Genomic DNA, 14,399 nt, shown 5'->3' with positions numbered 1-14,399 from the left:
TTAAGTGGCGGACGTCGTCGGCGCGCTATACAGGATTCGCCAGCTGCGGCGACGGCGAGTTATCTCACGCCATAGCGCGATGACCTCGTCCAGCTGTAGGTCGTTAACGTTCTGCGGCGTGGCTACCGGTAGATGATAGCGCTGGCGCAGGGCGGAGAGTGCGGTGGCGCTGGCGTCCTGCGCCTGACCGTTCTGCTCAGCCAACTGTTGTTGTAACTGGCTGAACTCAGCTTGCCCACACAGCGTTAACTGGCGGAGAAAGGTTTTACAGCAGCGTAGCAGGTTACTGATGGAACGATCTGGCGATTGCAGCGCCAGCAGCAGGCCATTGCGATCGGCGATCCGCTGATAACGGCAGCTCACCACGTAGCCAATCTGCTGTTCGACCCGCAGACGCTGGAAGAATTGCGGCTCGCAAAGTAGCGCCAGCAGTTGCAGCGCGGCCAGCGACGCGCCTTCAGGCAATGGAATAAAAACCAGTAGCGCGTTATCCGAGCTGGCGTGAGGAATACGCTGAATACCGCGGCGACAGCCCACCGAAGAGTGAAGTTCGGCGTTGACCGGGGTATTGAGCAGCGTCAATTGACGGGCAACCTGCTGCGCCAGATTACCGCTGCCGCCCACCATCGCCGCCAGCCAACCCTCTTGCGCCGGGGCGATAGTCAGATGTTCAGGTAATTGTTGCAGAAGCTGGCGAATCGCAATGGTTTCAGACGCGAACGTCGTCCCCGGAGCGGGTTGGGCTAATCGGCGCATAAGTGCGGTGACGACGCGCTCCGCTACGCCGCCGGATTCCGGTAGCTGTAGGGTAAGCTGCCAGTTGCCGTCCACCGTTTGCCACTCGCCGCTGCCGCCAGCATGGCGAAGTTGCGCGAGCAAGGGACGGAGCTGCTGGCTTATCGCCATCCCCTGCGCCTGACTAAGCACGCTATAGAATGGCTTGCGAACGATCAGCGTTGGCGTTTGATTATCTGCAATGACATGCAGCAGCGGGCTGGTCGTTGGCGGCAGGTCAGGCGCTGCCGCGGTCGCCGCCTGCGGATAGAAGCTAAATGCCAGCGGATCAATCACGACTGTCCGTGGCTGCCTGCGGCCGAGCGGCAAGGTAAAGCCCTGGGTTGCCACGCCATCGCCAGCCGCTATTTTGCGGCACACCAGCGAAGAGGCTGGCGCCGTCAGCAAGCTGGCGCAGAAACGGGCAAAGTCGATGGGCGGGGAATCGGGCGCAAAACCCAATGCCCGCTGACGTAACTGTTCGAGCGGGGTGAGTGCGTTAAAACGCCGCTGCGCCAGCCTGTAATAGTGCAACTGCTGTTCAGGCGAGGTGTGGCGCAATGCCTGCAGCCATCGCTCGAGATGCTGCTGGATGGCGTCGGGATGGTCGCTGCTGAATACCAGCGCCAGCCAGCCGACACGTTCATCCTGGTAAAGCCAGTTCAGCGCGACATCGTCCGCGAGCCCGCATTCACGTAGCCCGGCCAGCAGGCTGCCGGGCGCTTCATCCAGTAAGAATTCACGAAAAGTAGTGACGTTGTCACTTACTGCAATGAGCGGACAACGCCATACCGCCGGTTGGTCTTCAACGGCCAGTTGAAGATCCACATTGTTGCTAAAATACGCAGACGGCGGGCTTTCCGGCGGCAGGCCGCCAGGGAATCCCGCGGCAAAAAAATGGGCCAATGCGGCTAATTCATCAAGCGACAGCGGCCCCTGAAGCCATAGCTGCAGATGGCTGGCGACATAATAGCGCTGATGAAACTCGCCGAGCGCAACCTGCAGCGCAGGCAAGTTTCCGCCCAGCGAATCCATGCTGCCGACCTGAAAACGGCGAAAAGCCGCGGGCGCCGCTATCGCGTGACGGGCTGCGGCTTCACGGCGGGAGGGATCGTGCTGCTGGATAAGCCGGTTTTCCGCATCGATGACCGCCAGTTCCTGACGGATATCTTCAGGCGACAGCAGCGGCGCCTGGAGCGTATCCCGTAGACGAGTGATGCCCTCGGCCAGACTACTGGCGGCGACCTCGAAGAAATAGGCGCTGTGGCGGGCAAGGGTGGTGGCGTTGACGCTGCCGCCCTGGCGTTGGATCCACGCCATTAATCGCTCGTCTGCGTGATAGCGCTGGCTGCCGCGAAACAGCAAATGTTCCAGTAAATGGGCCAGCCCCGGCAGGGCATCGGTTTCGTGATGGCTTCCGGCACCCACCTTAACCAACGCCGCAGCACGCGTCGCCTGCGGCTGATGAACCAGCGTTGCGCGAATCCCGCCTGCCAGTTCCACGATGCGGGTGGCGGTGGTCATCACAATTCCCGGGTTTTATAAATCAGCTGTGAACGGGTGCGGTTACGGAACTGCAGCTGGCTGATTTTGATGTCGCTACAGGCCGCTTCGCGCCGCGCTTCAAGGATTTTATGGTGGTGCGGCGATTTGCTGCACACCGGGTCAGCGTTATCGGCATTGCCGGTCAGCATAAAGGCCTGACAGCGGCAGCCGCCGAAATCTTTCTCTTTTTCATCACAGGAACGGCACGGCTCCGGCATCCAGTCGAAGCCGCGGTAGCGGTTGAAGCCAAACGAGTCATACCAGATCGATTCCAGGCTCTGCTCCAGCACCGACGGGAACTCGACCGGTAACTGGCGCGCGCTGTGACACGGCAGCGCGGTGCCTTCCGGGGTCACGCTGAGGAATATTGAGCCCCAGCCGCCCATACAGCCTTTAGGGCGTTCTTCGTAGTAGTCCGGGGTGACAAAGAGCAGATTGGTCAGATTACCGTTAGCCGCCATTTTATGGCGGTAATCAGCAACGACCTGTTCAGCTCGGGCGATCTGTTCGCGGGTCGGCAGTAACCCCTGACGATTGAGGAACGCCCAGCCGTAAAACTGGCAGGTGGCGAGCTCAACATCATCCGCTTCCAGCTCGATACACAGCTCAATGATTTTATCGATCTGGTCGATATTGTGGCGATGGAGGACAAAGTTCAGCACCATCGGGTAGTCGCGTGCTTTTACCGCTTTCGCCATCGCCAGCTTCTGCTGGAACGCTTTTTTGTTGCCCGCCAGCGCCGCGTTAAGCACTTCATCGCTGGCCTGGAAGCTAATCTGGATATGATCCAGCCCGGCCTCGCTGAAGGCGTCGAGTTTGCTCTCGGTGAGCCCAATGCCTGACGTAATCAGATTGGTGTAAAAACCGAGGTCGCGCGCGGCGCGGATAAGCTCCGGCAGATCTTTGCGCGTCAGCGGTTCGCCGCCGGAGAAACCCATCTGCACGCTACCCATGGCCCGCGCCTGGCGAAAGACCTCAATCCACTGTTCGGTGGTGAGTTCTTTCTCCTGCTGAGCAAAGTCCAGCGGGTTAGAGCAGTAGGGGCACTGCAACGGACAGCGATAGGTCAGCTCCGCCAGTAGCCACAGCGGCGGATTAACGGCGGGTTTATTCTGGCTCACGGAAGATAATCCACTTCTGTTGGTAAGCTATCTGCAGGAATTCGATGACGTCGTCATCGACGCCGCCGGCTTCCGGGAAACGGGCGTTGAGTTCGGCGATTATTTTTGCCGCGTCGCGTTGACCATCGACCAGTTCGAGGATCGCGGCGGCGGTCTCATTCAGTTTCGCCATTCCTTCCGGATAGAGGATCACGTGGCTATCCTGAGCAGCTTCCCACTGCAGGCGGTAGCCGCGACGAAAGGCGATGATTGCGCTTTTTTGCATAGTTATACCAGTCGGGTCGTGTGCCAGGCCGCCTTGTCGGTGACCGTATGATAGGGCGGGCGCTGCAACGCGTAGGCCATGGTCATGGCATCCAGCATCGACCACAGAATGTCGAGCTTAAACTGCAGGATCTCCAGCATCCGGTTCTGCTTTTCCGCGCTATCGCAGTAGATCTTCGCCAGCTCCAGCCCATGTTCGACGTCGCGATTGGCCTGGCTTAAGCGGCTGCGGAAGTAGAAATAGCCTTCTTCTTTGATCCATGGATAGTGCTGCGGCCAGCTGTCGAGGCGCGACTGATGAATTTGCGGGGCAAACAGTTCGGTCAGCGAACTGCACGCCGCTTCCTGCCAGTTGGCCCTGCGGGCAAAATTGACGTAGGCGTCGACGGCAAAACGCACCCCGGGCAGCACGTGGCGCTCGCTGAGTAACTCATCACGGCTTAGCCCCACGGCTTCACCCAACTGCAGCCAGGCTTCAATACCGCCTTCCTGGCCGTTACTGCCATCGTGGTCGAGGATCCGCTGCACCCATTTGCGTCGGGTGTGTGGATCGGGGCAGTTTGCCATAATCGCCGCGTCTTTTAGTGGGATATTGGTCTGGTAGTAAAAACGGTTCGCCACCCAGCCCTGGATTTGTTCGCGGCTGGCCTCGCCGTTATGCATCGCAATATGGTACGGATGATGGATATGGTAGTAGGCGCCTTTTTCCCGTAGCGCTTGTTCAAACGCTTGTGGCGATAGGGTTTCGCGTATCTGCATAGTTAGTCCTGAAGCGTGATAGGCATCCCGTCCCAGCTCACTTCAATTCCCTGTTGCGTCAGGGCCTTGCGCTGCGGCGATTGCTCGTTAAGGATAGGATTCGTGTTATTGATATGAATCAGAATTTTGCGCTTTGCCGGGAGTGAGGCCAGCAACGCCATCATGCCGTGTTCATCGCCAAGCGCCAGGTGGCCCATATCACGACCGGTATTGCGCCCGACGCCGGCAGCCTGTAGTTCATCATCCTGCCAGACGGTACCGTCAATTAGCAGGCAGTCCGCTTTTTTCAGCCACGGCAGGAGCGCTTCATCCGGTTCGCCAAGCCCTGGCGCATAGAACAGCGTCTGGCCGTTACGGCGGTTTTCGATAAACAGCGCCACGTTATGGCCCGGCAGCGGGCGATCGCGAAACGGCGAGTAGGGCGGCGCATTGCTGGCGATGGGGACGGCGGTAAACTGCAGGTCGGGACAGGCGTCAACGGTAAAACTATCCAGCGGGGTGACAGGATGGTGAATCAGGCCGCCGTTCCAGTGCCGTAACATAGTAAAAATGGGAAAACCCGTGCTGAGATCCTCATGTACCTCCGGCGTGCACCAGACCTGATGGGGACACCCTTCGCGCAGGCTCAGCAGCCCGGTTGTATGGTCAATCTGGCTATCGGTAAGGATAATGCCGCCAATATGCGTGCCGCGCAGCACGCCTTGTTTGTTTAACTCTGGCGTGTGGGCAATTTGCTGGCTGATATCCGGAGAGGCGTTACACAGCACCCACTCTTTGCCGTTATCGCTAACGATAATGGAAGACTGGGTGCGGGCGGTGGCCTGAATTGTGCCATTGCGCAGCCCCTGACAGTTGGCGCAGTTACAATTCCACTGCGGAAAACCTCCGCCAGCGGCGGAACCGAGGACTTTTATAAACATGAAGACGGACCAGATAAAAAAACAAAATGCCCGCACGGACGGCGGGCGGAGCGATTAGCGGTTGGAAATGTACAGCGTCACTTCCAGACCCAGACGTAAATCAATAAAAGCAGGTTTCTTCCACATCGTTTTTTCCTCTATAAAAATGCGACATCAACGTCTTCGGTTGTGTCGGTTTTGTGATGGCCATCAAATATTGCCCCTCAGGGAGACAAAGGTCAACCGGCAACATGTAAGCATTTAACCTTATGTTTACAATATAACCTATTGTTGCCAAACATTTTTTAATACCTTTTGCCAGTTGCCCCAAAGCAGTTTATCCAGCACCAATTGTTCATAACCGCTATGGCGCAACGCGTTGATTAGCCGTGGTAAACCGCTCACGTCGCCCAATTCGTCCGGCAGGGTGATGCCGTCAAAATCGGACCCCAGCGCCACGTGATCGTCGCCCATAATGTTAATAAGATAGTCGATATGGTGAACGATGGTAGCTAATGGGGTGTCGCTGTCGCGTTTGCCGTCGGCGCGCAGGAAAGCGTTGCCGAAATTGACGCCGACCACGCCGCCGCTGTCGCGAATCGCCCGCAGTTGTTCATCGGTGAGATTACGCGGCTGCGGGCATAGCGCGTGGGCATTAGAGTGGGTGGCGGCCAGCGGTGACGTCGAGTGTTGGGCGGTATCCCAGAACGCTTTTTCATTCATATGAGACACGTCAATCTGCATCTTCAAGGCATTGGCCTGCTTAATCAGATCGATACCTGCCGCTGTCAGTCCAGGCCCAGTGTCCGGGCTACCGGGAAAGGAACCGTTAACGCCGCTGCCGAAGCGGTTCGCAATGTTCCAGAACGGACCAATGCTGCGGACCCCGGCGGCATAAAAGGCCTGCAGGTCGCGGCCCTCGCCATCAAAACCTCCGGCGCCCTCAATATGCGCCACCATCGCCAGTACCTTATCCTGGCGGCAGCGTTCGATATCCGCCGCGCTCAGACATAATCGCAAGCGTCCAGCGGAGTGCGCGACAAGTTGCTTCAGGATGGCCAGTTGCTGCCAGAGGATATCGATCGGATCCCATCGTTGGCTGGCGTATTGCGGCGCCATACGGGCAATATATTCCTGCGGTGGCACGAATAGCGCGAATAGCCCGCCGGCAAATCCGCCTTGCAGCATGCGCGGATAGTCGAGATGACCGTTCTCAATCCCGGCAAAGAAAGCGGTTGAAGGATCATCGCGATGGTGAAGCCATAAATTGAGCAGCAGGTCATTGTGACCATCAAAAATCGCCATAGCGCGCTCCATCTGGTGGTTGTACTGGAAATGCCTGACACGGTAACTGATTTGTTCGCGGCGGCAAGTGGAAATTCACAACTTAGCAACAATCGCCAAATCTGGCGTTTGTATCACACTGTATCAATCGGCAAACCTCATACATGGCGATGCAAAAACACGATAAATCCCACACATGCTGGATACACAGGCCTGATTAACTGTTCACGTACTTGCTTAACGCTTCCAGATAAAAGGTGAAATGAGGATGAACAGATTATCCGCAATCCGTCATGTCAGCGCGGCGGCGCTGTGTCTCTCCACGCTGTGGTCCGCCAGCGTGTGCGCTGCTGAAGACGCAGGCGCTTTCGACAAGGTGCAACAAATCAACGCCGGCGATTTGAATATCGGTTATGTCGATATGGGGCCACGCGATGGCCAGGCGGTAATTTTGCTGCACGGCTGGCCGTATGATATTCAAAGCTACGCGCAGGTGGCCCCGGCGTTGGCGCAGAAGGGTTACCGGGTCATCGTGCCGTATCTGCGCGGCTACGGCTCCACCCGTTTCCTGTCGGCTAAAACGCCGCGTAACGGTCAGCCATCGGCGATGGCGGCGGATATTGTGCATCTAATGGATGCGCTAAATATTAAGCAAGCGGATTTCGCCGGCTTTGACTGGGGCGCGCGTACAGCGGATATCGTCGCGGCGCTCTGGCCGCAGCGGGTTAAGTCGCTGGTATCGGTGAGCGGATATCTGATTAGCAGCCAGCAAATTGGCGAGAAGCCGTTACCGCCGCAGGCGGAACTGTCGTGGTGGTATCAATTCTACTTTGCCACCCCGCGCGGCGAGGCGGGCTACCGGCAAAATACCCATGACTTTGCCAAATTTATCTGGCATCAGGCTTCGCCGCGGTGGACATTCACGGATGCCACGTTCGCTAATAGCGCGAAAGCGCTGGATAACCCGGATCACGTTGCCGTCACCATCAGCAACTACCGCTGGCGCCTGGGGTTGGAGCAGGGCGAAGCGAAATATGCGGCCTACGAACAGCGACTCGCGAAACTGCCGGCGATTAGCGTACCCACGATTACCATCGAGGGGGAAAACAATGGCGCGCCGCATCCAGCGCCGGATAGCTATCGGGCGAAATTCACCGGTAAATATGAGCATCGGGATTTCAAAGGCGCAGTGGGACATAACCCGCCGCAGGAGGCGCCAGCGGAATTTGTTCAGGCGGTTATTGATGCCGATCGCTTATAAGCCTCACCACGCCGCAAGCGCAGAGTTGCGCTTGCGGAAAAGCCGCATATGCTTTTCATGAGCTTATTTTTCCGCAGGAGCCGCCTTTGGAACGTATTGACCACATCCTGGTTGTCGATGACGATCGCGATATCCGCGAACTGATCGTTGGGTATCTGGAGAAATCAGGCTATCGCGCCAGCGGCGCAGCTAATGGCAAAGCGATGTGGTCTGTACTTAAAAACCATCAAATCGATTTGATTGTCCTCGATATCATGCTGCCCGGCGATGATGGTTTAACCCTTTGTCGCCAGTTGCGCAATGATGGCCAACAGGATATCCCGGTGTTGATGCTGACCGCGCGTAGCGAAGATAGCGACCGTATACTTGGTCTCGAAATGGGGGCCGACGATTATCTGGTGAAACCGTTCGTAGCGCGTGAGCTACTGGCGCGGATCAAAGCCATCTTACGCCGCGCCCGCGCGCTTCCCCCCAATTTAAAAATCAGCGAAGCCGGCAGGCTTATCGCCTTTGGCGACTGGCTGCTCGATACCTCGGCGCGGCATTTGATGGACAAGAGTGGCGCAATTGTGGCGCTAAGCGGGGCGGAATATCGCCTGCTGCGGGTGTTTCTTGATCATCCTCAACGGGTGCTCAACCGCGATCAGTTATTGAATCTTACCCAGGGGCGTGATGCCGAACTGTTTGAACGGTCTATCGATCTGTTGGTGAGCCGCCTGCGTCAGCGCCTGCGGGAGGACGCGCGTGAGCCCGCCTATATCAAAACCGTGCGCAGCGAGGGTTATGTGCTGTCAGTGCCGGTGTCGATCCGCGAGGCGCGATAATGAAAGTGTGGCCGGCGTCATTGCAGTCGCGCTTAATGATAATGATTTTTCTCGCTCTGCTGCTCGCTAATGCCCTGACGCTATCGCTTCTGCTCTACGAGCGCATGAGCAGTGCCCGTAGCGTCATGCTGGGCAACCTTGAATACGATGTCGCCACCAGCGTGGCTATCCTTGATCGTCTTCCTGCGCAAGAACGGCCGCATTGGTTGGCGCGTCTGGCGCGCGGTAACTACCGCTATCAGCTTTCTGCCGGACAAACTGGCGATTATCCCACCAGCTGGCGTACCCGTGATGCGGTACGCTCGTTACAGGAAGCCCTGAGCGGTCGCTATCCTGTGAGTATTATCGCCGTCCCTGGACCGCGCGAACATATTCAGGCCCACGTGACCCTGCGCGACGGCGCGCCGTTAAGCATTGACCTGTGGCCAAAGCTGCCGGCCATCGCACGTTGGCTACCGCTGGTGCTGGTCGCGCAGTTTCTGTTACTGCTATTTTGCGCCTGGTACGCCGTCCGCCAGGTGGTCGCGCCGATGACCCGCTTTACCCGCGCCATTGATACGCTGCAACCGGCTACTCCGGCTGCAGGGCCGCTGGCCGAGAAGGGACCACAAGAGGTGCAGCGCGCGGCGCGCGCCTTCAACGCGATGCAAAAGCGAATACAGGACCATTTGCAGGAGCGCGCGCGGATCCTGGCGGCGATCTCCCACGATTTGCAGACGCCGATTACCCGTATGAAGCTAAGAGTAGAGATGGCCGACCAACCGGCACTCCGCGATAAGCTGTTACAGGATCTCGATAGCATGACCCGACTGGTTCGCGAAGGCATCGCGCTGGCACGATCGGCCGAACCGCTGGCAGAAGCGCCGCAGCGGATGAGTCTCAATGCGTTACTGGATAGCATCGCCTGTGATTATGCCGATATCGGTAAAGCGGTCAGTTTTCGTGGCGGTAAAGGGGCGGACGTCATGACGCTTCAGCCGCAGGCGCTGCGGCGGATCATGAGTAACTTAATCGATAATGGGCTGAAATACGCCGAAAAGGTGGAAATCAGCCTGAGTTACCCGCCGAATGGCGATGTTATCATTCACGTTGTTGATGACGGCCCCGGCATCCCGGAAGGAGAGCTCACCGCCGTACTGCAGCCGTTCTATCGCCTCGAGCTGTCACGTAATCGCGATACCGGCGGTACCGGTTTGGGGCTGGCAATCGCCGCCCAGCTCGCCGGGCAGATGCAGGGAAGTTTGACCCTGCACAATCTGCAACAGGGCGGTCTTGAGGCGCGGGTACGTCTCAATGCCGCCGTTTTGTATCCTTCTGTATCCATTCCAACTGCAGATAAATCCATATACTAAACCGCCGTTTCACGGACATATCCGCCATACAGTCGCCTGTTGTAATGCTGACGTTGCCACTTCGGCAACGTTGCAAAGGAGAATGATCATGGCTGTTGTGATTGCATTTTTGGCCGGTATGTTGACACTGCTCAGCCCCTGCACCTTACCGGTGATCCCGCTGGTGTTTGCCAGCGTAAGCGGGCGTAAGGGACAACTCATCCTGTTGTTGTTCGGTATGGGGTTGATGTTTACCGCTGTATCGTTGCTGGCCACGGCGGCAGGGGGATGGTTAGTCAATCTGACTATCGTCGGGCGTTGGCTGGCGCTGGGCTTTTTGGTCGTTGTGGCTATCAGTTTGCTGTCAACACGCGTTGCAGGCTGGCTCGGATCGCCAGCGGTTGCGTTGGGTAATCAACTTAACCAACAGAGCTATCGTTATGGCAGTGGGCTCGCTTCAGTATTCGCCGGACTGGCGATTGGACTACTTTGGGCGCCGTGCGCGGGACCGGTGCTGGGGGCGATATTTAGCCTGGCGTTGTTGCAAGGAAATTCAGTGACTACCGGCATCTTGCTGCTTTCCTATGCCAGCGGATGCGCGCTGATGTTGCTGCTATTGGGGTGGTTCGGCGCGCGGCTGATTTCCCGTTTGCGCGGTGGTCAGGTGATAAGTGGGCGGTTACGCCAACTGGCTGGCGTGGCAATGTTGGCCGCAGTGGCATTAATCGCCAGCGGTAGCGATCGTTATCTGCAGGGCGCCAGCGGTTTAACCCATCGTCTGGAGCAGCGGCTCAGCGCGTTTATGCCCCAGGATCAACAACGAGTTCGTCTGGAGCCGATCGTTGCGCCGCGGCCAACCAGCGCTATGCCGGAATTGCAAGGCGGTACCGCATGGATTAATAGCCCGCCCCTTACCAATGCGGCGTTAAAGGGCAAGGTGGTGCTGATTGATTTTTGGACCCGCGATTGCATCAACTGTCAGCATACGCTGCCTTATGTACGGACGTGGGCCAATAAGTATCGCGATGCGGGGCTGGTGGTGATTGGCGTACATACGCCGGAATATCCGTGGGAACGGTCGTTGCCGCAGCTTCGTGAAGCGGTCAGCCAGCGGCAGCTAAACTATCCGGTTGTCGCAGATAACAACTACGCCATCTGGAATGCGTTTGGTAATCAGTACTGGCCGGCGCATTATTTCTTCGACGCGCGGGGGCAACTGCGTTATACCGCCTTTGGCGAAGGCGATTATGCCCGTCAGGAGCAGGTGATCCAACAACTGCTGCGCGAAGCGCGGACGTGAGAGGGAAATAAAAAAGCCGATAACAGCAGTTATCGGCTTTGCAGGACACTTGCTAATCGGCAGTGTCTTATTTCGCCAGCAGTTCCTGGGCGGTGCGTTCAACGAGGCTCAGCAAGACCTTCACATCGTCCAGCGTCACCACCGGGTTGAGCAGCGTCAGCTTCAGGCAGGTTACGCCGTTATGCTCGGTCACGCCGACGTTGGCGCGGCCGGATTCCAGCAGGGCGTCGCCCACGCGCTGGTTGAGCAGGGCGATCGCGGCGCTATCACTACCAGCCATTTGCGCCGGACGTGAGCGGAACAGCACGCTTGCCAGCTGCGGCTGCATGACCAGCTCCAGCGTTGGCTGAGATTTCACAAATTCCGCGACGTTTTTCGCCATCGTCACGCCATGATCGATGATTGAAGCGTATTGTTTCTTGCCCAGTGCCTCAAGCCCCATCCACAGCTTCAGCGCGTCGAAGCGGCGGGTGGTCTGCAGCGATTTGGAGACCAGGTTCGGAACGCCGTGTTCTTCATCAAACTCGGAGTTCAGATAGGCCGCCTGATAGCGCATCAGCTCGTAGTGGCGAGCATCTTTCAGCAGGAAGGCGCCGCAGCTAATGGTCTGGAAGAACTGCTTATGGAAGTCCAGGGTAACGGAATCCACTAACTCCAGGCCATCGAGGTAATCGCGATACTGCTCGGAGAGCAGCAGCGCGCCGCCCCACGCGGCATCAACGTGCAGCCAGATCTGGTGCTCCGCCGCGATACCGGCGATATCACGCAGCGGGTCAATCGCGCCCGCGTCGGTGGTACCAGCGGTGGCGACGATGGCCATGATCTGCTCGCCGTTGGCCTGCGCTTGCGCAATCTTGGCCTTCAGGTCGGTGACGTCCATACGGGCGAATTCATCGGTTTTCACCAGCGTGACCGAGCGGTAGCCAAGCCCCATCAGCGCCATGTTCTTCTGCACCGAGAAGTGGGCGTTTTCCGAGCACAGCACTTTGTACTGACGAATGTCGCCCGGAATACCATCCTGTTGGATGGAATGCCCCTGACGAGCGAAGAAGGCGTCGCGTGCCAGCATCAGGCCCATCAGATTGCTCTGGGTGCCGCCGCTGGTGAAGACGCCGGCATCGCCAGCCGGATAACCGACCTGCGCACGTAACCACTCGATCAGCTTCATCTCAATGATGGTGGCTGAAGGGCTCTGATCCCAGGAGTCCATGCTCTGGTTGGTGGCGTTGATCAGCACTTCCGCCGCCTGGCTGATAACCAGGCTTGGGCAGTGCAGGTGCGCCACGCACTGCGGATGGTGCACCGACAGGCTGTCTTTCAGGAAGTACTCGATCGCACGTTCAATCGCCGCCTGGTTGCCCAGACCCTGTTCGTTAAAATCAAGGGTGATGCGCTCACGGAGTTCATCAACGCTTTTCCCCTGATACATTTCAGGTTGTTGCAGCCACTGCGCAACCGCCTGGCTGGCCTGGGAAATGACCTGCTGGTAAGCGTCAATGCTTGCCGCGGACCCAGCCAGAATCGGATTCAATTTGGACATTGCGGTCACTTACTCCACTCAGACCGGTTTTACGCCGGCGGCCAGCAGGGCCTGTTCAAACTTATCGAGGAACACTTCCAGCTCCGCGTCGCTAATCAGCAGGGACGGCAGCAGACGCAGTACGCAACCGTGACGGCCACCGCGTTCCAGGATCAGGCCAGCTTCGAAGCATTTCTTCTGCAGCAGTGCGGAGAGTTCGCCGTCAGCCGGGTAGCAGCCCATATGATCCTGCGCCTCGTTCGGCTTCACGATTTCGATACCGATCATCAGACCGAGACCGCGTACGTGACCGATAACCGGATAGCGTTTTTGCATTTCCGCCAGTTTGCCTTTCAGCCATTCGCCCTGGGCGGCGACTTTGTCGGCAATCTTGTTATCACGCAGATGGCGCAGGGTGGTCAGACCGGTGGCCATCGCCAGCTGGTTGCCGCGGAAAGTACCGGTATGATGGCCAGGTTCCCAGGCATCGAACTCTTTCTTAATGCCCAGAACCGCCATTGGCAGACCGCCGCCAACGGCTTTCGACATCACGATGATGTCCGGCTCGATGCCGGCATGTTCGAAGGCGAAGAATTTACCGGTACGAGCAAAGCCTGCCTGAACTTCATCGATGATCAGCAGAATGCCGTGCTCTTTGGTGACTTTGCGGATGCGCTGCAGCCACTCAACCGGCGCCGGGTTCACGCCGCCTTCGCCCTGTACGGCTTCAAGGATAACCGCTGCAGGTTTGCGAACGCCGCTTTCCACGTCGTTGATCAGATTTTCGAAGTAGTAGGTCAATGCCTTGACGCCCGCTTCGCCGCCGATACCCAGCGGGCAACGGTAAAGGTGCGGATAAGGCATAAACTGGACTTCCGGCATCATGCCGTTGACCGCCGCTTTTGGCGACAGATTGCCGGTCACGGACAGCGCGCCGTGGGTCATCCCGTGATAACCGCCGGAGAAGCTGATCACCGCCGTACGGCCAGTGTATTTTTTCGCCAGTTTCAGCGCGGCTTCAACGGCGTCAGCGCCGGAAGGACCGGTGAATTGCAGGCAATACTCTTTCCCTTCGCCCGGCAGGCAAGAGAGCAGGTATTCAGAGAAGCGATCTTTTAACGGTGTTGTCAGATCGAGGGTATGTAACGGCAAGCCGCTGGTAATGACACTTTGGATGCTCTGCAGTACTTCAGGATGGTTATGGCCCAGAGCGAGGGTCCCGGCGCCGGCGAGGCAGTCCAGGTACTGTTTGTTATCCGCATCGGTCAGCCAAACGCCTTCGGCTTTGGTGATAGCGAGCGGTAACTTGCGAGGGTAACTCCTGACATTCGATTCGAACTCAGCCTGACGAGCCAAAAAGGTTTCGTTGTTCGCGTCCAATAAATCTGCACTTAAAGTATCAATACGGACTTTATCCGTCATCATATCACTCCCACAACCAGCGTTACGTTTGAACTCTGGTTGAATAAAAAGGTTTAGAAAATTGAATCGGCATTCATAAAGCGCGCACAATATATG

Annotated in this window: 13 protein-coding genes; 4 read left to right on the top strand and 9 right to left on the bottom strand. The window is 57.6% G+C overall.

Features of this window, described 5'->3' with window-relative positions; all coding sequences use genetic code 11:
* The 7 genes from pqqF to AC2CGP_RS02100 form a co-directional block, all read right to left on the bottom strand.
* Positions 1-2,298 (bottom strand): pyrroloquinoline quinone biosynthesis protein PqqF, encoded by a 2,298-nt coding sequence (pqqF, locus tag AC2CGP_RS02130; RefSeq protein WP_484502239.1) that lies wholly within the window; start codon positions 2,296-2,298, stop codon positions 1-3.
* Entirely contained in the window at positions 2,298-3,440 is a 1,143-nt protein-coding gene (pqqE, locus tag AC2CGP_RS02125; protein WP_020078732.1) for a pyrroloquinoline quinone biosynthesis protein PqqE, read from the bottom strand. Before pqqE ends, pqqF begins: the two co-directional genes overlap by 1 nt.
* Positions 3,427-3,705, bottom strand: a complete 279-nt coding sequence (pqqD, locus tag AC2CGP_RS02120; protein WP_015366526.1) for a pyrroloquinoline quinone biosynthesis peptide chaperone PqqD — start codon at positions 3,703-3,705, stop codon at positions 3,427-3,429. Before pqqD ends, pqqE begins: the two co-directional genes overlap by 14 nt.
* Positions 3,706-3,707: 2 nt before the next feature.
* Complete coding sequence (pqqC, locus tag AC2CGP_RS02115; RefSeq protein ID WP_020078733.1) at positions 3,708-4,463, bottom strand: pyrroloquinoline-quinone synthase PqqC; 756 nt, start codon at positions 4,461-4,463, stop codon at positions 3,708-3,710.
* A 2-nt stretch (positions 4,464-4,465) separates the two neighbouring features.
* Entirely contained in the window at positions 4,466-5,383 is a 918-nt protein-coding gene (gene pqqB / locus AC2CGP_RS02110) for a pyrroloquinoline quinone biosynthesis protein PqqB (protein ID WP_042897361.1), read from the bottom strand.
* Positions 5,384-5,437: 54 nt separating this feature from the next.
* Positions 5,438-5,509, bottom strand: a complete 72-nt coding sequence (gene pqqA / locus AC2CGP_RS02105) for a pyrroloquinoline quinone precursor peptide PqqA (RefSeq protein WP_002905689.1) — start codon at positions 5,507-5,509, stop codon at positions 5,438-5,440.
* A gap of 138 nt (positions 5,510-5,647) precedes the next feature.
* Positions 5,648-6,667 carry a dipeptidase gene (locus AC2CGP_RS02100; protein ID WP_047077559.1) on the bottom strand — a complete coding sequence of 340 codons (1,020 nt, stop codon included), beginning with the start codon at positions 6,665-6,667 and terminating at the stop codon, positions 5,648-5,650.
* 247 nt (positions 6,668-6,914) lie between these two features.
* On the opposite strand from AC2CGP_RS02100, the gene AC2CGP_RS02095 reads away from it, so the two are divergent.
* The 4 genes from AC2CGP_RS02095 to AC2CGP_RS02080 all read left to right on the top strand — a co-directional run bounded on the left by AC2CGP_RS02095 (position 6,915) and on the right by AC2CGP_RS02080 (position 11,362).
* A complete protein-coding gene (locus AC2CGP_RS02095) occupies positions 6,915-7,907 on the top strand; it encodes an alpha/beta fold hydrolase (RefSeq protein ID WP_045414028.1) in 993 nt (330 codons plus the stop codon).
* An 86-nt stretch (positions 7,908-7,993) separates the two neighbouring features.
* Positions 7,994-8,731, top strand: coding sequence for a response regulator (locus AC2CGP_RS02090; RefSeq protein WP_045360924.1), 738 nt, complete (start codon positions 7,994-7,996; stop codon positions 8,729-8,731).
* Positions 8,731-10,083: an ATP-binding protein gene (locus AC2CGP_RS02085; protein ID WP_047058730.1), complete on the top strand. Its 1,353-nt coding sequence runs from the start codon at positions 8,731-8,733 to the stop codon at positions 10,081-10,083. The genes AC2CGP_RS02090 and AC2CGP_RS02085 overlap by 1 nt, the downstream gene beginning before the upstream one ends.
* Positions 10,084-10,171: 88 nt before the next feature.
* Complete coding sequence (locus AC2CGP_RS02080; protein WP_047058731.1) at positions 10,172-11,362, top strand: cytochrome c biogenesis protein DipZ; 1,191 nt, start codon at positions 10,172-10,174, stop codon at positions 11,360-11,362.
* A 67-nt stretch (positions 11,363-11,429) separates the two neighbouring features.
* On the opposite strand, the gene AC2CGP_RS02075 is transcribed toward AC2CGP_RS02080, so the two are convergent.
* Entirely contained in the window at positions 11,430-12,911 is a 1,482-nt protein-coding gene (locus AC2CGP_RS02075; protein WP_161798787.1) for a pyridoxal phosphate-dependent decarboxylase family protein, read from the bottom strand.
* 9 nt (positions 12,912-12,920) lie between these two features.
* Complete coding sequence (locus AC2CGP_RS02070; protein WP_015366536.1) at positions 12,921-14,306, bottom strand: diaminobutyrate--2-oxoglutarate transaminase; 1,386 nt, start codon at positions 14,304-14,306, stop codon at positions 12,921-12,923.
* Positions 14,307-14,399 lie beyond the last annotated feature (93 nt).

The sequence above is a fragment of the Klebsiella sp. SYXHC3 genome (assembly GCF_057196925.1).
This window is presented reverse-complemented; position numbering and strand designations above follow the sequence as displayed.